Origin of the sequence: Streptomyces sp. NPDC090022, from assembly GCF_044748145.1 — a bacterium.
Lineage (GTDB): Bacteria > Actinomycetota > Actinomycetes > Streptomycetales > Streptomycetaceae > Streptomyces.
This window is the reverse complement of the sequence record NZ_JBIVFN010000016.1, coordinates 1-18587: the sequence shown is the minus strand read 5'-3', so window position 1 is coordinate 18587 and position 18587 is coordinate 1. Positions and strand designations below refer to the sequence as shown.

At 72.7% G+C, this 18587-nt stretch carries 20 protein-coding genes; 13 read left to right on the top strand and 7 right to left on the bottom strand.

The genetic code is table 11. The features are described from left to right. Positions 1-238 precede the first annotated feature (238 nt). A complete protein-coding gene (locus ACIPXB_RS24830; protein ID WP_401453464.1) occupies positions 239-1285 on the bottom strand; it encodes a hypothetical protein in 1047 nt (348 codons plus the stop codon). Between the two features lie 384 nt (positions 1286-1669). On the opposite strand from ACIPXB_RS24830, the gene ACIPXB_RS24825 reads away from it, so the two are divergent. Both ACIPXB_RS24825 and ACIPXB_RS24820 read left to right on the top strand, forming a co-directional pair. Then, positions 1670-2263: a hypothetical protein gene (locus ACIPXB_RS24825; protein ID WP_401453462.1), complete on the top strand. Its 594-nt coding sequence runs from the start codon at positions 1670-1672 to the stop codon at positions 2261-2263. A gap of 36 nt (positions 2264-2299) precedes the next feature. Continuing rightward, on the top strand, positions 2300-3088 hold the full coding sequence (locus tag ACIPXB_RS24820) for an alpha/beta hydrolase (protein WP_401453460.1): 789 nt from the start codon (positions 2300-2302) through the stop codon (positions 3086-3088). A gap of 119 nt (positions 3089-3207) precedes the next feature. Here ACIPXB_RS24820 and ACIPXB_RS24815 read toward each other — a convergent pair whose 3' ends face one another. After that, positions 3208-3798, bottom strand: coding sequence for a hypothetical protein (locus ACIPXB_RS24815; RefSeq protein ID WP_401453458.1), 591 nt, complete (start codon positions 3796-3798; stop codon positions 3208-3210). 187 nt (positions 3799-3985) lie between these two features. Between ACIPXB_RS24815 and ACIPXB_RS24810 the strand changes: the two genes are divergently transcribed. Next, positions 3986-5953: a hypothetical protein gene (locus ACIPXB_RS24810; protein WP_401453456.1), complete on the top strand. Its 1968-nt coding sequence runs from the start codon at positions 3986-3988 to the stop codon at positions 5951-5953. An 85-nt stretch (positions 5954-6038) separates the two neighbouring features. On the opposite strand, the gene ACIPXB_RS24805 is transcribed toward ACIPXB_RS24810, so the two are convergent. Continuing rightward, complete coding sequence (locus ACIPXB_RS24805) at positions 6039-6530, bottom strand: hypothetical protein (RefSeq protein ID WP_401453454.1); 492 nt, start codon at positions 6528-6530, stop codon at positions 6039-6041. 161 nt (positions 6531-6691) lie between these two features. Between ACIPXB_RS24805 and ACIPXB_RS24800 the strand changes: the two genes are divergently transcribed. Beyond that, the gene (locus tag ACIPXB_RS24800) at positions 6692-7153 is read left to right on the top strand and encodes a hypothetical protein (RefSeq protein ID WP_401453452.1); all 462 of its coding nucleotides are present in this window, start codon (positions 6692-6694) and stop codon (positions 7151-7153) included. A 36-nt stretch (positions 7154-7189) separates the two neighbouring features. On the opposite strand, the gene ACIPXB_RS24795 is transcribed toward ACIPXB_RS24800, so the two are convergent. Beyond that, the gene (locus ACIPXB_RS24795; protein WP_401453450.1) at positions 7190-7642 is read right to left on the bottom strand and encodes a nitroreductase family deazaflavin-dependent oxidoreductase; all 453 of its coding nucleotides are present in this window, start codon (positions 7640-7642) and stop codon (positions 7190-7192) included. Positions 7643-7804: 162 nt separating this feature from the next. Here ACIPXB_RS24795 and ACIPXB_RS24790 point away from each other — a divergent pair, with 162 nt between their 5' ends. Next, complete coding sequence (locus tag ACIPXB_RS24790; protein ID WP_401453448.1) at positions 7805-7993, top strand: hypothetical protein; 189 nt, start codon at positions 7805-7807, stop codon at positions 7991-7993. A 125-nt stretch (positions 7994-8118) separates the two neighbouring features. Here ACIPXB_RS24790 and ACIPXB_RS24785 read toward each other — a convergent pair whose 3' ends face one another. Then, entirely contained in the window at positions 8119-9162 is a 1044-nt protein-coding gene (locus ACIPXB_RS24785) for a saccharopine dehydrogenase NADP-binding domain-containing protein (RefSeq protein ID WP_401453446.1), read from the bottom strand. Positions 9163-9330: 168 nt separating this feature from the next. Here ACIPXB_RS24785 and ACIPXB_RS24780 point away from each other — a divergent pair, with 168 nt between their 5' ends. The 4 genes from ACIPXB_RS24780 to ACIPXB_RS24765 all read left to right on the top strand — a co-directional run bounded on the left by ACIPXB_RS24780 (position 9331) and on the right by ACIPXB_RS24765 (position 13336). After that, complete coding sequence (locus ACIPXB_RS24780; RefSeq protein ID WP_401453444.1) at positions 9331-10305, top strand: helix-turn-helix domain-containing protein; 975 nt, start codon at positions 9331-9333, stop codon at positions 10303-10305. Between the two features lie 898 nt (positions 10306-11203). Further along, entirely contained in the window at positions 11204-11329 is a 126-nt protein-coding gene (locus ACIPXB_RS24775) for a hypothetical protein (RefSeq protein WP_401453442.1), read from the top strand. Between the two features lie 100 nt (positions 11330-11429). Next, complete coding sequence (locus tag ACIPXB_RS24770) at positions 11430-12443, top strand: SPFH domain-containing protein (RefSeq protein WP_401453440.1); 1014 nt, start codon at positions 11430-11432, stop codon at positions 12441-12443. Further along, entirely contained in the window at positions 12440-13336 is an 897-nt protein-coding gene (locus ACIPXB_RS24765) for a hypothetical protein (RefSeq protein ID WP_401453438.1), read from the top strand. The genes ACIPXB_RS24770 and ACIPXB_RS24765 overlap by 4 nt, the downstream gene beginning before the upstream one ends. A gap of 28 nt (positions 13337-13364) precedes the next feature. Here the strand turns inward: ACIPXB_RS24765 and ACIPXB_RS24760 are convergent, their stop codons facing one another. After that, a complete protein-coding gene (locus ACIPXB_RS24760; protein ID WP_401453436.1) occupies positions 13365-14249 on the bottom strand; it encodes a DUF3152 domain-containing protein in 885 nt (294 codons plus the stop codon). A 186-nt stretch (positions 14250-14435) separates the two neighbouring features. Between ACIPXB_RS24760 and ACIPXB_RS24755 the strand changes: the two genes are divergently transcribed. From ACIPXB_RS24755 to ACIPXB_RS24740, 4 genes are all read left to right on the top strand, one after another. Next, positions 14436-15125 (top strand): response regulator, encoded by a 690-nt coding sequence (locus ACIPXB_RS24755; protein ID WP_401453434.1) that lies wholly within the window; start codon positions 14436-14438, stop codon positions 15123-15125. Between the two features lie 83 nt (positions 15126-15208). Then, positions 15209-16711, top strand: a complete 1503-nt coding sequence (locus ACIPXB_RS24750) for an ATP-binding protein (RefSeq protein WP_401453706.1) — start codon at positions 15209-15211, stop codon at positions 16709-16711. After that, on the top strand, positions 16708-17343 hold the full coding sequence (locus tag ACIPXB_RS24745; protein ID WP_401453432.1) for a hypothetical protein: 636 nt from the start codon (positions 16708-16710) through the stop codon (positions 17341-17343). Before ACIPXB_RS24750 ends, ACIPXB_RS24745 begins: the two co-directional genes overlap by 4 nt. Before the next feature lie 73 nt (positions 17344-17416). Continuing rightward, positions 17417-17914 (top strand): hypothetical protein, encoded by a 498-nt coding sequence (locus ACIPXB_RS24740; RefSeq protein WP_401453430.1) that lies wholly within the window; start codon positions 17417-17419, stop codon positions 17912-17914. Positions 17915-17992: 78 nt separating this feature from the next. On the opposite strand, the gene ACIPXB_RS24735 is transcribed toward ACIPXB_RS24740, so the two are convergent. Then, positions 17993-18445 (bottom strand): MerR family transcriptional regulator, encoded by a 453-nt coding sequence (locus ACIPXB_RS24735; RefSeq protein WP_401453428.1) that lies wholly within the window; start codon positions 18443-18445, stop codon positions 17993-17995. Positions 18446-18587 lie beyond the last annotated feature (142 nt).

The following is an 18587-nucleotide window of genomic DNA, read 5'->3' as shown; positions in this document are numbered from 1 at the left end:
CGCCGCCGCGGCGAGCCCCTCGTCCCAGCCCGCGTCCGTGATTCCGGCGGCGACGACCCGGGTCAAGGCGGGCCGGTGCGTGGGAAGTCGGCAGGCGGCGTCGGCAGTCGGCAGTCGGCAGTCGGCAGTCGGCAGTGGGTCATTGCCCTCTTGGGCAGGGGCAGGGGTCACCACGTGGCCGGGCGCCACGGGCGGGGCGTCGTCGATCCGCCGGGCGCGGGCCGGGATCGCGCAGACGCTAGGGTCCCGGCCGGCGAGGGCGGATGGCTCGGGTGGCCAGAGCGAAGCGGCGTGCCCATGTCGTCCCGCAGAGCTGGTCCACGTACCGTCCGAGCTGTGGGTCGACGGCTCGGCGGCCGGTCTCCAACTGGACGGTCAGCGCCAGGTGGTAGAGCTGCTCCAACGCCGCTGTCGCCGGGGCGGTGTCGTTGCCGGGCAGGGGCAGCCCCAGCTCGTAGCGGCCCGACCCCAGGTCCAGGGCGAGGCGCAGGCCGCTGGCCGGATGGACGACCGCCGTTCCGTCCGCCGGGGCGACCGTCGGCCCCAGGATCTCGCGGGCCTGCCGCGCGATCCTGTCCCAGGTGGCCAGAGCGGCGACCGGGCCGGTCGCGGTGTCGTCCTCCGGAAAGACGATCACGTAGCGTCCGGCCGTACCGGCCCCGCCCGGGGCTGCTTCCGGTAGTGCGCCGTCCAGCGTGTCGTGTTCGTCCCCGGCCGGGAAGCGACTGCGCAACCACCTTTCGACTGCCCGCCAGTCGCCCTCGCCCGCACGGACCAGCCACCTCCGCAGCCGGTCCTCCGCCTCCGCCAGTCCCTTCCCCGAGTCGACGGCCCGCTCGAGCCCGTCCTCCAGGTCCGCCAGTTCCGGCGGATCGCCCGGTTCCGTCGTCGTGCTCGCCGGCTGTCCCGGCGGCGGCAGTATCGACCGCGTCCCTTCGGTGCGTACCACGCCGTCGGCCGGACCGTCCGGTGCGCAGCGCCGGGTCAGCACGAAGGACGTACTGGTCCCGATCTCCTGGGCCTGAACAGCCACGACGTGCGGGCCGGGCCGCCAGGCCACCGCGCACCGGAGGTAACCGTGCGCCGGGTCGGCCAGATGCTCGTGGACCTCGCCGGGATCCGCGAAGGTGTACAGGTACCGGTCCTCGAGGTCGTCGGCGAACAGCAACACCGCGCCGGCGCCAGGGCCTGCGCCGCCCTCGTCCGTCAGCGCGTCACCCGCGTGCGCCAGTGCGAACGCGGCGAGCTCGTCGAGCTGCCCGCCCGACGCCTCGCTCCCGGACATGAAGGTGCTTCCTCTCCGCCGGCCGGCCCTCCGCCGGATGATAGCCCGGCCGCCTACGCCTCAGCCGATGCCGACCATGCGGTACGCCTGCGCGCGCTCCCCTCACCACCCGGGCCGGACTCACGGTGACGGCACCACGACTGCGAGCTCCGTAGCTGCCAGAATCGGAATCACTGATTCCGTGACGGTGTCCCGGAATCGCCGTCCTCGTTCACCGCGCCGTGACGGCGCCTGCCGCGAAAGCTGGGAACGACCATGGGTGGGAATGGCACACGTCGGACGGCCACATCGGCCGCTCTCGCCGCAGTGGTCGCCCTCGTCCTGGCAGCTTCTCCCCCGGCCTGGACCGAGCCCCGGGCCGGGACCGCGCCGCCGTTGGGGACGGTGGCCGCGCGGCAGGACGCCTCCTCGACGCCGCCTCCGCCCCGCCTCCCCCGCGACTTCCGCGGCAAGGGCAAGTGGATCGTCCGGGACCTGGGGATCACGGTGCCGTTCACCTGGGAGGGCAGGGACGGCGACAGCCAGATGATCGCGGGGGGCCCGCAGCACCCGATCTGGTTCACCAACCTGATCTACCGCGACACGCTCTACACACTGACGTACAAATGGCCGGGTCTGAACGAGCATCCCTGCTCACGCATCCCGGGCTTCAACCTGGAAGCACTGAACCAGGCGTTCGAGGAGGCCCGGTTCGTCGGGCCGGAGACCCTGCGGGGCACTCGCACGCCGCGGCGGGTGAACCACTGGAGGGTGGGCGTGGTCGTCCCGGAGCTGCCCCCCGGCAACTACCCGCGTCTGCCGCTCGCGCTCGGCGACATCTACGTCGACGAGCGCGACCGGGGCACCTTCTGGCAGGTGCTGCAGTTCGGTGTCCAGAACCTCTACGACCCCGAGCTCGACGAGTGGCTGGTCATGGACACCTTCGAGCACCGGCCCGGAACCGTGACGCTCCCCCGGCGGTGCGCGCCGCCGAGGTGAGCGCGGCCGACGCGCGTTGGTAGCGTGACGTTGATCGTGACGGACGAATGGGGGGGTTTCGCGGTGGCGGTCGAGGTCGTCGTCAGGACGGGGATCACGTACGGGGCGAGCGGGCAGGTCCTGGACGTCTACCAGCCCGCGGGGGCTTCGGAACCCGTGCCGGCGGTACTGCTGTGGCACGGCCGGGGTCCCGACGAACGGGACGTCCTCGCGCCCGTAGCCCGCGCCGCGGCGGGTCTGGGCGTCGTCGTCCTGGTCCCGGACTGGCGGCCCGACGCTCCGGACAGCGGGCGGACGCACCTGAGGGAGTCGGCCGACTTCGTACGGCGGAACGTGGCCGACTTCGGCGGGGATCCCGAACGGATCGCGCTCGCCGGCTGGTCGCTGGGGGGCAAGGCCGCGGTGGGCGCCGCCCTGAACCCCGCCGCGTTCGACGGCTGGAGGCCGCGGGCCGTGGTGGGAATCGCCGGTGCGTACGGGTCGGTGGCACCGACGACCGGCACCGTCCCGATCGACGACCTCCGCCGGGGCGGCGACCTGCTGCCGTCCCCTCGGGTGTGGTTGGTGCACGGCACCGCCGATCCGGTGGTGGACGTCGAGCGTTCACGCGAGCTGCGCGCGGCTCTCGAGGAGCACGGCTGGCCGGTGTCGCTCGACGAGGTCGCGACCGATCACGCCGGCGTCATCATGACCGAGTTCGTCCCCGAGCACGACCGCTGCCTGCCCAGCACCGCCGGCCACGCCGTCGAGGCGGGGTCGCGGACCGCGGACGTACTGGCGCGCGCCGCCGGAATCACCGCCCGGTACGCCGACCGTGGAGCGTGAGTCCCGCGGGGTCCCCGGCCTCGTCGTCGACGCGGGAGCTGTCGCCGGTCGTCCGCCGCCGAGAACGCCGCCGAGAACGCCGCCGAGCCCGCCGCCTCTTGCCGTGCGTTTCCCGGCTCTCAGCCGAAGATGTCCAGAACGTCCGGCAAGGACGCGCCGTCGGCGGGGCGGGGCCGGGGCCGTATCGGGCGCGGTTCCGGGTAGGTCTCCGTCGCGGCCCTCGCGCGGACGATGTCCGGCCCGCCGCACGCCGCCACCGCGAAGGCGCCGAAGACCTCGGCGAACGCCGCCGGGTCGCGGAACTCCACGCCGAACGCCCGGCCGTCCCGCAGCGGCACCCACACCACCCGGTCGAACCGCGGCCATTCCCGCACCGGCTGGTCGTCCGCCGTGGACCGCCCCTCCAGCCACAGCCGAGCCACGTGCAGCAGGTTCACCTCCTCCATCGGTAGCCGCTTGCGCCGCACGCGCAGTTCAGACGTCGCCAGCAGGATCCGCTGGTCCTTCTTCGGGTACCAGACGACACCGATCCCGAACGGCACCCAGAGCAGGATCCCGATCACCGGTACCACCAGAGCGTCGCCCCAGGACCGGAGCAGCCCGCCGTCCAGCAGGTACAGGGCCCCGAAGACCAGAACCCACTTCGCCGTCATCCGCCAGAACCCGGTGCCCTGCCGGTACAGGACCCGCCGCTTCCTTGTCATTGCCATGCCCACACGCTATCGGCCACCTGGCAGCTCACCAACGGACCGGTCGTCCGTCGGCACAGCCGGACTTCGATGCCGATCGCGCGGGCACAGTCCTCGTACGGTTCCCCGCCGCGCCGTACCTCGGCGTGCTGCGCCCACGGCGGATATTCCCAGGTGGAGGGGGGTGGGGCGGGCTACAGTGCCGCTCATGGCGAATGGATTGCTGCTGCCCACCCAGTTCCTCAGCGGGGGTGAACGGCTGCTGCACGGGAAGAGCGTGGCCGCGGCCGTGGGGGCCGGACTGGCCGGGGACTGGGTACGGCTCGACATGGATGTCCACTACGGGACATGGGACCGCGTGGCCGGGTGGAAGGTCTCGTCGAGCCTCCGGGTCGGCTTCCATTGGTTCGACCAGCGTGAGATCGCGGACTGGGGCACCGTCCCCTACTGGGATGGGGACGCCCCGTCCTGGGCAAGCCCGCCGACCGAGTCCGAGCTCGCGCTGTGCCTGTGCCACGCCGACCCACGGGTCCGGGCGGCGGCGCTGGACGCGGGTGGCGCGGCGGCGCCGCTGCCGCTGCTCCTGTTGCGCTGCGCGGACAACGACGAGCGGGTACGGGGGCGGGCCCGCGAGGTCTTCGCAGCGGCCTTCGCCGCGGTCGGCGACGAATCCGCGCGTTCCCTGGTCGCTCTGGCGCTGCGCGCCGGCGTCCGCAGGCATGGACGCTGGGCGCGCGACGCGGTGCTCGCGCGGACGGGCGGCGTCCGGGAGGCGGCGGTACGGGAACTGCTGGCCGGTGAAGGACGGCAGGAGGCCGACGCCAGGATGGCCGGAATACGGGCCGGGGCGGAGGCCGGGTTGCTGGACGCGGACGCCCTGTACCGGATCGCCCTGACGGCTGACCGGTCGGGCCGGGAGCGCTTCGAGGCGATCCGCGGCGCGCTCGCGGCCGGGCGGGACACGGCGGCGCAGAAACGTTTCCTCGACTTCCTGGCCAGGTGCGAGAAGGCCGAGGTGCGGATCTGGGCCCTCAGGTACGCGCTCTCCGTGCGGCTGCCGTCCACCGACGACCTGGCCGGTCTCGCCGTCGGGCACCACGACCGGAACGTCCGCCGGCTCGCCGCCCGGGTGGTCCTGGAGCCGATGGGCGTGGAGCCGATGGGCGTGGAGCCGGTCTTGGAGCCGACGGGTGCGGATCCGGTCCCGGAGCTGCCGGGCGCGGATGCGGTCCCGGAGCCGAGGGGCGCGGGTGCGGTCCTGGACCGGCTGCTCGACTCGCCCGACAGCGTCGTGCGCGGCTGGGCCGTGGGACGGCTGAGGGCAGGCGGACGCTCCGAGCGTCTTGTGCCGTACCTCATCGACCCCTCCTCCTCGGTGCGCGGCCTGGCCTGCCGCGAACTGCGCGCGGCCGGCGGGGATCCGCACGCCCGGTACCGGGCGTGGTGCGCCGACCCGGAAACGGTGACGCCTGCCGCGGTGAGCGGCCTGGCCCAGTACCGGGACCCCTGCGACGGCCCGCTGCTCGACATGCTGACCCGGCACGCCGACGGGGCCGTACGGGCCCGGGCGGTCGGCGGACTGCGACGGCTGGGCGTCCTGGACGCCGGGGCACTGGCCCGGTACGCCGCCGATCCCGACCCGCGCGTCGTGGCGGTCGTCCTGCGGGGCCTGCGTGACGATCCCGCGGTCATGCGTGCGCTGCTCGGCCATGCGAACGGGTGGGTGCGGGGCACGGCCCTGACCCACCTCGCCCACCGGCACGCCCTCGGCTGGGAGGAGGCCCTGCCGTTCCTGTCCGACCCGGCGAAGGAGGCTTCCCGGGCTGCGCGCGCCGCTCTGCGGAGCCGGCGGAGCCGGATCCCGGAGGAGCGGCTCGTCGCCCTCGCGGCACCGGGCGAGGCCGCGGAGCGGCGGGTCCTCGCGATGGAACTGCTGGGACGTTCCTTCGAACCGGCGGCCCTGGTCACGGCGCTGCGGCTGGTGGACGACCCGTTGCCCGCGGTACGCGCCGCTGCCCGTGACAGCGCGCTGCGGGTCCTGTGGGACAGTGACGCCGCCCGAGGCGACCACGCGGACGAGATCCGCGCTCTCGCGGACAGGCACGCGCAGCGCCTCGTCGTCTGGAAGGCAGAGATGAGGGAGCGCCGTTGGGCTCCGGGACGGAGAAGGAGCTGAGGAGACCGATCGGCTCGCGTCCAGTCCACCGCGGGCGGCGGATCGGCGGGCGGCGGGCAGAGGCGGACGAGCGTGTCGAGAGCGGTCATGGCACGGACACCACCGAGCCTCCGCCGGCGCCCGGTCGCCTCCTGCGCGGCGGGAGGAAGCGTGACCAGCGTGAGGCGGGCCGGGTGGCTTCGGGGCGGGGTGGGGGGTTCAGCTCGTGCTGGACCGCGGGATGCGGGGAGTGGGAGATGTCACGTACGCGGTCGCCCGGGATGCCCAGGGTCCGCACGAGCAGGGCCAGGCCGGCCTCGTCGTCGCAGTGCCGGCGGTCGAGCCACACGGTGACGCCCCATTCGGGGCCATCGGTGAACTGGCTCAGGACGAACCAGCGCCCACCGAGGCGGAAGGTGGCCACGTCCACCCGGCCCAGGTCTTCCCAGCTCTGCTCCACCTCCAGCACCAGCCGGTCGGCGTATGCCTGCAACGGCGGTGGAAGCACACCGATCGGCCGGTGGACCAGGGCCAGCGATTCCCACATGCCGTACTGCACCGCGGGGTTCGGGTTGTTCCGGTAGGTGGGCGCAGGCACATCATCCCAGGTGACCGGCCCCTGGGAACGTGTGGGTGACGATGGACAGGGCCTCGGGTCGGGGACCGACAAGGCGCTCGGCGCCACCGGTTGGCGAGCCGCATACGTCACTCGTCACGGGCGGAAGGAACCGTTCCACGGGTGGGGGCATCTGGTGGGGCATGGTGATCTTGTTCTTCGGGCTGTTCCTCCTGACCGGCTGGGCCATGACCCTCGCCGGGCTCGGGTACGCCTCCTCGGTGCTCTGGCGCAGTCGGCGGCAGCCGTGGCTACGGGACCACGGGCATCGGCTCGCCCGGCTGCTGCTCCCGACCTCCGCGTACCTCCGCTTCGACAGGGCGCTCGCCGTCGCCGTGTTGCTGGCCGACCTGTGGCTGGTGTCGGGGGTCGTGGTGTTCGGCGCGGACGGCATCTTCACCGAGGAGTGGATGGGCTACCCCGGCATGATGGATCCCGACGGGCAGGGATACCAGGCTGCCGCGGTCGGCCTGCTCCTTACAGCGGCCTGGACGAGTGCGTGTGCGGCGGCTCTTGGACGGTGCTGGACCACGGCGGTCGTCCAGCTGTCCGTTCTGCCGCTGTCGGCGCTCTGGATCGGCTCGCTCGACACGTACTACACCTGACCGGCGCACTCACACCGGCACAGCGGCGGGAGTGCCTCAGGGCGAGTGCGTCGGCTCCAGCACGAAGACGGGGATCACCCGGTCGGTCTGCTGCTGGTACTCGGCGTACGGCGGATACGCGGCGACGGCGCGCTCCCACCACTCGGTCCTCTCGTCGCCGGTGACCTCACGGGCCGTCATGTCCCGGCGTACGGGCCCGTCCTGGAGCACCACCTGCGGGTCGGACGTGACGTTGAAGTACCAGACCGGGTGACGCGGGAAGCCGCCCTTCGACGCCACGGCCGCGTACCGCCCCTCGTGCTCCACGCGCATCAACGGGACCTTGCGGATCTTGCCGCTCTTCGCCCCGCGCGTCGTGAGAATGACGACGGGCAGGCCCGTGTCCCAGAGCGTCGTTCCCCGCGTGCCGCCCGAACTCTCGTACAGCTCGACCTGCTCGCGCACCCACTGCGCCGGACTCGGCCCGTACTCACCCTCGAGAGGTTCCACGCGAGGAAGCCTATCGGGTGCCACCCACGCGGCTGGTCGAGACGGTCGGTGACGTGACCGGAAACGTAAGGTTCCGGTAATCGGTGGACGCCGCTCCGGTGGACCGGCTCGTGATCAACTCTTCGCGGAACACCGAAGAGCAGGCGCTGCGCGCGAAACGACGTGTTCTTCGACAGCCAGTTCACGACCATCGACCGTGTGGGCGGCACCTTCAACAACATGTCCCTGCGCGGCCTGCACGACGGCACCCGGAACCAGGCGTTCTGCCTCGGCGGCAACCAGGAGCAGGCGTACGCCCAGCTCTGCAACGGCTCCGCTTCCCAGAAGTGGGCCCGAGTCACCCGCGGCTGACCCCGTACCGGACGGCCCCCGCTTCCGTACTCCGGTCAGGACGGCCGCGGTCGGCGGCCGGGGTTCGTCCGGTTCATGTGCTTCATCTGGCTCATCTGGCTCATCTGGCTCATCTGGTTCGTCCGTCATGGTGTGGTCTCCCCTGCGCCGAGCGTGATGTGGGGGGCGAGGGCCCTCAGGAAATCGGCGGCGTCGAAGATGCGGCCGGCGGCGGCGACGCCGGTGGTGCGGATCCGTCCGGTCAGGACGCGGTCGAGGGCCTCGACGACCAGGGGCGCGGTGACGGCGTAGATGTCGCGGCCCTCGGCGACGGCGCGGCGCTCGACGCCGCCGGCGCGGACGATCGCGTCGACCAGGAAGGTCTGGCCGGAGCGGCCGAGCTCGTCGGCGGGGGCGGGGGCGGGGGTGGCGGACGAGGCGATGTCCTGGGCGGCGCCGAGCGCCATGTGGGTGTGGACGTCACGGATCGACAGGTGGCCCGTGACGGTGACGACATCGGCCATGGTGAATTCGGTGACGACCGGGCGGGGACCCATCGGGGCCGGGAAGGGCCACTCGACGGTGGGCGGGGTGTCGGTACGGCGCTGCCAGGCGCCGCCGCTGTAGCGCAGGCGGTGGGCGCCGCGCCGTTCGCGGGAGACCGCTCCGGACAGGCGGGTGCCGGCGGTGGGGTGCCAGTCGCTCAGGCCGTAGGCGATGTGGGCCTCGTCGGCGTGGGTCCAGTCCCCCATCGCGGCCGTGACCAGCAGATCGCCCAGGCCGCCGAAGAACGCCATCGCCGGGACGACGATCGCCTCCGCCTCGCGCGCCCGGTCGGCGTAGTGGGCGAACGTGTCGAGGTTGGCCTCCAGTTCGGCGGCCACGTCGAGGTACGGGATGCCGGCGCGCAGGGCCGCGTCGATGACCGGACCGGTGGTCGAGGCGAACGGGCCCGCGCAGTTGATCACCGCGGTGGTACCGGCCAGCGCCCGGTCGAGCGCGGCCGCGTCGTCGACCGAAGCCGGGCGGGCCTCGTGCCCGGTCTCCTCGGCCAGGGCGGTCACCTTCGCGGTGTCGCGGCCGGAGAGGAGCGGCCGGTAGCCGCGGGCGGCCAGCTCGGCCACCACGAACCTCCCCGTGTGTCCGTACGCGCCGTAGACCGCGACCTTGCCGTGCGCCGTGCCGTTCACGAAACCGCTCCTCTGCCTCGTACGCGTGTGGTGTGGGGTGGGGTGTCTGCCGCGCTGGCTCCGCCTGCTTCCTTCCGGCGGGCCGGTGCGCTGTGACAGGCCTCATCCTCGCCGCGACCGGCCCGCCCCACGAGTGTCCGAAACGACACAGGGCGTACAGTTCCCGACATGCGAAGCGTCGCGTTGGCCGTCACCGACGGCATGCTCCACTTCGAGTTGTCCCTGGCCTGCGAGGTCTTCGGCTCGGACCTGACTCATCTGGTGGATCCCTGGTACCGGTTCTCGGTGTGCGGGCCGGGACCGGTGACGGTGGACAGGTTCCGGCTGCAGCCGGACGAGGGGCTCGACGGACTGGCGCGTGCGGACACCGTCATCGTGCCGGGCTGGGCCGACGTCGATCGTGACCCGCCGGGCGAACTCGTCGACGCGGTACGCGCGGCCCATGACGCCGGGGCGCGCGTGGTGTCCCTGTGCACGGGTGCGTTCGTGCTGGCGGCCGCCGGACTTCTGGACGGCCGGCGCGCCACGACCCACTGGGCCCACACCGGTGAACTCGCCCGCCGCCACCCCCGCGTCACCGTCGATCCCGATGTCCTGTACGTGGACAACCGCAGCGTCCTGACCTCCGCGGGCAAGGCGGCGGCGATGGACCTGTGCCTGCATCTGGTCCGGCTGGATCACGGGACGGCGGTCGCCAACACCATCGCCCGGCGGCTGGTCGTCCCACCCCACCGTGACGGTGGCCAGGCCCAGTTCGTCCGTACGCCCGTGCCCGCGCCCGGCAACCACCCCCTGGCCGAGCTCCTGCCCTGGGTCCTGGCCCGCCTCGACGCACCCCTCACCGTCGAGGACCTCGCCCGGCAGGCCCGGATGAGCTCCCGCCATCTGACGCGGCACTTCAAGACCGTCACCGGCACCACTCCTCTGCAGTGGCTCCACATCCAGCGCATCCGCCGCGCACAGGAACTCCTGGAGGGCACCGACGCGACCGTCGAGGCCATCGCCACCAGCACGGGCATGGGCACCGCCACCACGCTCCGCCGGCATTTCCACCGGACCGTCGGTGTCCCGCCCGACACGTATCGCCGTACCTTCCGCACGCACGGAGCCGCCCGCTCCGGAGGGCAGCGACCGAGGGGGTGAGGGGCCTCGGCGACGCGTGCGCGTCTCAGCCGTCGGCGCCGCGCCCGGGTGATGGCCGGGTGATGGCCGGGTGGTGATCGAGGCGGCGTCGAGGAGGGTGTGGCCGGCGGGGGTGAGGGTGTGATGGGCGTGTTCTTGCCGGTGCGGGTGAGGGCGAGGAGGCCGGCCCGGCGGAGTACGGCGGCGTGTTCGCCGGCGCTGGCGAGTGAGATGTGCGCATGGCGCGCGTCTGCCGTGGTGCTCCACAGGACGGCGGCCGTGGCCAGGTCACGGACAGCGGGGTAGATCAGCAGCACGTGGGGGCCGTGGCGGCGGGCGAGGAGCTGCGGGGTGCTGCCGCAGAAGACCGAGGGTGCCATGACGAACTCCCGGCCGCTGAGGCCGACGTCCCCGGCGCCCTGACGCGTACGAGGACGGCCTGGGCCGCATCGTCCTGGAAGGCCCCACCGTCGACCGCGAAGGCTTCCACCTCTCCTGGAACTGGTGGACCGGCGCCCCCGGCCGCGGCACCGAACCCGTCTCCCGCTCCTCCACCCGGCGCTGGACCATCGACCTGACCGCCGCCACCGTCGACGAGCGGATCATCGACGACCTCCCCGTCGAGTTCCCCACGCTCGCCCTGGCCACCGTTGCCGCGCTGCGGGCCCAGCGCGGGGCCGCCGCGCCGGAGGCCCTCTCCGGCACACTGCTGGGCACCGCGTGGGTCGCCGCCTGCACGGCCCTGGCCGTCGCGATCACCGGCCTGACCTCCGTATTCGACGCGCCGGAACTCCAGTCCGTCCCTGTGGCCCGCCGGATCCGGCATCATCGTCGGCCTGCTCCACCGGGCCGAAGGCGCCGTACGCCGCAATGTGCTGCACTACGGTCTCGCATCTGGCTCGCGCCGACCTCCGCCGCCGTGCTCTCCCTCGAAGCCCCCGGCCTCTCCTGGGCGCTGGCTGCCGCGGGCGGTGGCGCCTACGCCCTCGCCACGGTCCTCGAGGCCCGCCGCCTGCGCACCTTCGAAGGCCCGTCGCACCACTGACGCCGTACGGCCGTGCGCGAGCCCCCACTCCTTTTCGTCCTCTTGACGATATCGATGCCGCACCATTATCGTCATGCTGACGAAATTAAGGAGGCTCGCCATGGCCGACATCACCCGGCGCTTCGGCTGGCGTCATCTGCGATCCGCGCCCACCACCCACATCCGCCACCACCGGCGCGGCCGGCTCGTCCATGACGGACGAGGGCTCAGCTTCTGGTACCGGTCGCTTTCGGCGGCGCTGTCCGAAGTACCCGTCGACGACCGGGAGCTGGCCATGGCCTTCCACGCCCGTACGGCCGACTTCCAGGACGTCACCGTGCAGGCCACCGTCACCTACCGGATCAGCGACCCGGCCGCGGCGGCGGACCGGCTCGACTTCTCCGTCGACCCGGACACCGGCAGCTGGCGCGGCGCGCCCCTGGAGCAGATCTCCACCCTGCTCACCGAGACCGCGCAGCAGCACACGCTGGACGTGCTGGCCCGGACCCCGCTGGCCGTCGCCCTGGTGGACGGCGTCGCCTCGGTACGCCAGAGCGTCGCCGCCGGTCTCGCCGCCGAGCCCAGGCTCCCGGCCACCGGCATCGACGTGGTGACCGTGCGCGTCGTCGCGATCCGGCCCGAGGCCGAGGTGGAGCGCGCCCTGCGCACACCGGCCCGCGAACAGATCCAGCAGGAGGCGGACCGGGCCACGTACGAACGGCGGGCCGTCGCCGTCGAGCGCGAGCGTGCGATCGCCGAGAACGAGCTGGCCAGCCAGATCGAACTGGCCCGGCGCGAGGAGCAGCTGGTCGAACAGCGCGGCGTCAACTCCCGTCGGGAGGCCGAGGAGAAGGCCGCGGCCGACAGCGTACGGACCGAGGCCGAGGCGGCCCGCAAGGTGGCACTGGCCCGCGCGGACGCCGAGGCGGCACGCGAGACGGGCTCGGCACGCGCCGAGGCCCAGGCCGCCTGGCTGCAGGTGCACGGCGAGACCGGCCCGGGCACGCTGTACGCCCTGGCGGCGACCCGGCTGGCGGAGAACCTGCCGCGCGTGGAGAGCATCACGCTCACCCCGGACGTCCTCACCGGCCTCCTCAGCAGGCTCGGGCGTCCCGATTCCGGGGCGGACGCGTGAGCCTGGCCCCGCGAGCGGTGCTCGTGCACCGCAGGACCGAGTACGAGGAACTGATCGACCGGCACGGGACACACGGACAGGCCGCGTTCTTCCTCTCCAGCCGGGGCCGCTCGATCGGCGAGGTGGCCGACCGCCACACCCGCACCCGGCAGGCGCTGCGGGAGGTGGCAGCGGCAGTGCCCCTCACCTGGCGCCGCTCCCAGGTGGAGCGGGCGGGCCTGGACCGCTTCCTGTTCGCGCCGGAGGACGTGGTGGTCGTGGTCGGGCAGGACGGTCTGGTCGCCAACACCGCGAAGTACCTCACCGGGCAGCCGGTGGTCGGCATCGACACCGACCCGGGACGCAACCCCGGAATCCTGGTCCGTCACCGCTGCGCCGATACGGCCGCCCTCCTGCGTGCCGCGACCGCCGGGGGACGGACGGAGGACCTGACCATGGTCGAGGCGGTCGCCGACGACACCCAGCGCCTCCTCGCGCTGAACGAGATCTACCTGGGCGCGCCCGGCCACCAGACGGCCCGCTACCGCCTGGGCCCCGACGGCGAGAGCGGCCCCGGCGAGGCCCAGGCGTCCTCCGGGGTCCTCGTCGGTACCGGCACCGGGGCCACCGGCTGGCTGCGCTCCCTGTGGTTGGAGCGCGGCGGCACCGCATCCCTGCCCGCGCCGCGCGACCGCCGGCTCCTGTGGTTCGTACGCGAGGCCTGGCCGTCGCCCGCGACCGGAACCTCCCGGGTCGCCGGCCAGTTGGAGCGGGAGCAGCGGCTGCGGCTGACCGTGGAGTCGGACCGGATCGTGGTCTTCGGCGACGGGATGGAGGCCGACGCCCTGCAGCTGACGTGGGGCCAGAGCGTACGACTGGGCATCGCGGCGACATCGCTGCGCCTGCTGACGTGAGCCCCGCTCGTTGCTGGATTCCGCCAGGTCACTGGACGCTCGGCCCGGTGATGAAGGCACCCTCCTTGTCGTAGGGCCAGGCGTTGGCGACGCAGCCGTGCAGCCCCTTGATCTGCTGCATCATCACGGGAGCCGGCTTGCCGGGGCCCGCGCAGGTCGCGTGCGCGTGGCCCAGGAGGTGCCCCATCTCATGGTTGATGATCAGGGCCCGGTAGTCCTGGATCGGCCCGTCGAAGGTGGGCGAGCCCTTGACCCAGCGCTTGAGGTTGACCACCACGCCGCCGGGGACCTCGCAGTTGTACTCGCCTTCGGTGTCCTGCTGGATGCCCGCCCAGCACAGTGCGTCCGCCGTACCCGGTGTCGCGATCTGCACGGTGAGGTCATGGGGCTGCCCCTCGCTCACGAGCTGGAACGCGTGGGCCGGGTTCCGGGTCCAGCCCCTGGGCGCGGCGAGTATCGCGGCGATCTCGTCGGCCGCCCGGGTCGGCGAGATGTCGAGGCCGGTCTCGACCTGCACCACGTACCGCAGCGGCCGTTGGCCCTGACCGACCTTCGCGCCGCCGGCCTGCGCGGTGACGAACGTGCCCGCACCCTTCGCCGGGACGGCGATCTCGGTGGGCTTCGGTGTCGGAGTGGGCGTCGGGGCCGGGACGGGTGTGGCGGGCGCGCCGGACGAGACGGGTGTGGCGGGCGCCTCGGCCCGCATCTGCGGTGCGCCGGTCGGCGTCTCGTCCAGGAGGAACGCGGCCGAGCCCAGCAGGCCGGCCGCCACCGCCCCGCCGGCCACGTACGTCCGGCCCCGGCGGCGTGGGCGGCCGCGTCTGCCCGAGGCCCCCCGGTGACGGCCACCGCGGCGGGAAGCCGGGGTGTTGCCCGTGGCCGATGCGCGTTCCTGCTGTCGTGCCGCATTCATGGCAACCGAAGCTCGCCGACACAGATGATCACCATGAGATGGGATAGTCACGAAACGGTAACGGATGATCGGCCGGCCGCTTCGCGGAAGCTCTCCGTCCGCGCCGGTATGACCCTTCTGTAACAGCTGCCGAGAAGAGCCTTCTCGCAGGTCGGAGCCCCGAGGCGAGCTGCTTAGACTGGCGAGGTGCCAAGAGTCCTCATTGTCGAAGACGACCCTGATGTCCGTCAGGCCATCCAGCTGGGGCTGCGTCACCAGGGGCATGACGTCCTCACCGCCGGAACGGGTGAAGAGGGGCTGGAACGGCTCCTCCCCTACCACCCGGACGTCGTCGTGCTCGACCTCATGCTGCCCGGCATGTCCGGTCTCGACGTGTGCCGGCGGATCAGGGAACGCGACCAGGTCCCGATCATCATGGTGACCGCCAAGGGCGATGACATCGACGTGGTCGTGGGGCTCGAGGCCGGCGCGGACGACTACGTGGTCAAGCCGGTGCAGGCCAGGGTCCTCGACGCACGGATACGCGCCGTGCTGCGCCGGCAGGACGCGTCGGTCCCCGATTCCGTCCGTCCCAGGGCGGAGTCGCACGGCGAGCTGGTCATCGACCGGGCGGGGCTCGTCGTGACCCACCGCGGCGAACCCGTCGCGCTCGCCCCGTCCGAGCTCCGGCTGCTGCTGACCCTGTCGGCCTCGCCCGGACAGGTCTTCAGCCGCCAGCAGTTGCTGGAAGCCGTCTGGGAGCACGGCTACAACGGCGACGTACGGCTCGTGGACGCCTGTGTGAAGCGCCTGCGCGGCAAGCTCGGCGAGCTGGGCGGGGACCCCTGGTACATCCAGACCGTACGCGGCTTCGGCTACCGCTTCGGTTCCCCGTGAACGGCCGGGGACTCATCACGGGACGCCGGCGCGCGACCGCCGCGGCCACGCCCGCCCCCGAACCGGCGGGCTTGCGCCGGGCGATCCGGGCGAAGGTCCCGCTCGCGCTGCGAGGCCTGCGCCCCCGCCTGGTGGTGGCCTTCGTCCTGCTGACCATGGCCGGCGCGCTCAGCACCGGAGCGGTCGCCTTCCGGGAGGCGCGCACGGGAGTGCTGCAGCAGAGCCAGGACTCCGTCATCCGGCAGTTCCGCAACAGCGTCAATGCCGCGGTCGTCGGCATTCCCCCCTCGCCGACCGAGGACCACCTGCAGAGGGCGGCGAACCAGGTCTTCCACACCAACCAGTCCCCCGGACGGCGGGTGATGGCCACGTACGGCGGCCTCCGCGCCTCCGCGCCCGGCCCCGACGGCTTCGACAGGATCAGCCCGGAGCTGCGCCGGTCCGTGGAGACCGAGCGCGCCGCGGTGTTCCAGCGGGTGAACGCGGGCGGGCGCCCCTATCTCGTCGTCGGGATGCCCGTCACGTACGACAGCAGCGACGGCTCGAAGCCCCGGCTCTCGGGGATGGTGATGTACCTGGTGGAGCCCCAGGACACCGAGCAGGCCTACGTGGACGCCATCGTCAGCGCCATCAAGGACGCCACCTTGGTGGCGCTGGGCCTGGCCGTGCTCCTGGCCCTGCTGGCGGCCCGCGGCGTACTGCGCCCCGTACGGGCGTTGCAGCAGGCGACGCATCGGATGGCCGACGGTCACCTCGACGTCCGGCTGGCCGTCAACGGCTCCGACGAACTCGCCGACCTCTCACGGTCCTTCAACCACACGGCCGCCGCCCTGGAGGTGTCGGTCGCGGAGTTGCGCCGCCTGGAGGCCCAGGCGCGCCGCTTCGTCGCGGACGTCTCGCACGAACTGCGGACGCCGCTGGCGGCGATGTCTGCGGTCACCGACGTCCTGGACGCGAACGTCCCGCACCTGAACCGGGATGCGGGCGAGGCGCTTCAGCTCATCAGCGCGGGCACCAGCCGGCTGAGCGGGCTGGTGAACGACCTGATGGAGATCTCCCGCTTCGACGCGGGAGCGGCCGAACTCAGTCTCGACGAGATCGACTTGGCCGAGTTCGTGCACCGCACGCTCACGGCGCGGGGCTGGCAGGACGAGGTGGAGACCCAGCTCCCCCGGCCGGGAGTGCTCCGGGCCCGCGTCGACCCGCGCCGGCTCGACGTGGTGATCGCCAACCTGGTCGGCAACGCGCTGCGGCACGGCGCCCCGCCGGTACGGCTGAGCATGAGCGTGAGGGAGGAAGAAGCGGGTGCGGTGTGGGCGGTCATCGAGGTGACCGACAACGGGACGGGTATCGCCGAGGGCTCCCTGCCGCACATCTTCGAGCGCTTCTACAAGGCGAGCACGGCACGGGCCAGGAGCGAGAGCAGCGGACTGGGCCTGGCCATCGCGGCGGAGAACGTACACCTGCACGGAGGGCACATCAGCGCCGCGAACCTGCCCGGGGGCGGAGCGGCGTTCACCGTCGAACTGCCCCTGCACCGCGACATCGCCGCTCCCGCCGACGGCTCCACCGCGGGTGCCCGGTGAGCGGCTCGCGCACCAGGGTGCTGCTGTCCGGGGTCGCGGCCGCGCTCACACTCGCGCTGACGGCGTGCGGGGTCCCGCCGTCCGACGTCATCCAGGCCGGCGAGCCGGCGAGCGGCATGCCGGCGCCCGGGCCGACGCCTCCGGCCCCGTTCGCCGTCCACCTCTACTTCTGGAACAACGGCGATGTGGTGGCGTACCCCCGCAGGATCAACGGTCCTGGGGATCTCGGAAACGTCGTGGATCAGCTGTTCAGCGGGCCGACGGCCAGCGAGGCCATGACGGCCACCACACAGCTGCCTCGCCTGAGCGCCGCCCCGACCGTGGTGGCCGACAGCGGCACCGGGGTCTCCGTCAAGCTCCCCAAGGGTGTCGCTCCTCTCAGCCAGCGGGCCATGCTGCAGGTGGCGTGCACCGTGGCGCACGCGGCGAACCCGAGCGGCACGCCGCCCGCGAACGCCGACGCGGCGGGGAGCGGCGCGCCCGTGGCATCGCCCGCCCCCACGGAGTCGTCCCCTGTGGCATCGCCCGCACCCACGGAGTCATCCCCCGTGCCCACGAGCGTCCGTGTGTCCGGGGACGGCTGGGCGATGACCCAGTCGACCGCCCCGTGCCCCACCCCTTACCAGCCGTAGCCGTGGCCGTGGCCACGCGCCGGAGGGCGCGGCGCCGGGAACCGGCGCCTCCGGCCGGACGTCTCCTGAGATCATGATCAGTGATGCAGACGAAGTGATACAGGACTGGGAGTCGATCTACCAGGGGTACTTCCTCGGGGAACACGACGAGACGCTGCTGCAGTGCGTGGAGCGGCTCGACGGGGCGCGTGCCGCCCGAACGCGCGATCCGGACGCGTCGGCGTTCTACACGTTCGGCCTGGTGTGGACGTACGCGCATGCGTCGTACGACGCGGAGCCCGAGGCGGCACGGCGGGTGGTGGCGGCGCTGTCGGCCGCTGCCGCGGACCCTGCCCTCGGGCAGGTCGCGTGTCCTCACTCGGGCCATCCGTGCGACAACGACCTGGACACGCACCTGGAGTCCTTCGAGGTGGTGCTGTCGCTGCTGGCCGGGGAATCCGACTACACCTGGGCAGACCTCGACGAAACGGGTGCGGATCCCCACCCGGGGTCCCACTGGCGCTGTCCGCACAACGTGGCGGGCTTCGCCCGGTCTGCCGCCGACGCGATCGGGCAGCACCGAGGCTGGTGATCCTGCCGGCCCGCGTGCAGGTACCGGGTCCTGATCGCCCCGGTACCCGTGCGGACCCGTGCGGACCCGTGCGGACGATCAGGCGCCCTGTGGCGGTCGGCACTCCTGGTGCGTGCGGGCCCGGGCCGCGTCCGGGTGGGACGGGTTCCAGAGCTGGTCGGCCTCACCGCGGGCGACGTGCTCCTCGTAGAGCCTCACCTTGAACCGCATCACGTCCAAGGCCTCCTGCAGTTCCCGGATCTGCGTCTCCACGTGGCTCTCGTGGCGGCGCAGCAGCTCCAGCCGCTCGAGTTCGTTGCCCGGGCCGCCGCGGACCAGCTCGATGTACTGCCGGATCATCGCCAGTGACATGCCGGAGGAGCGCAGCTTGGTGCAGATGGCCAGCCACTCCAGGTCTTCCTCGTGGTAGATCCGGCGGCCGTTGGACAGGCGGCGCACGGGATTGGCGAACAGGCCCTCCCGCTCGTAGAACCGCAGCGCGTGCACGCTCAGCCCGCTGCGCTCCGCCACTTCGCCGATGCTCAGGTCCACGAGCGACTCCCGTCACACAGCTCTTGATCTAGACCCGACTCTAGCTTCTAGAAGGCTGCTGAAAATCTGCTGTTCTGGCCCCGGCTCGGTGGAGCTGGGGCCAGTCTTGTTGGCATGCAGGGGGAATGGGCCGGGGAGACGG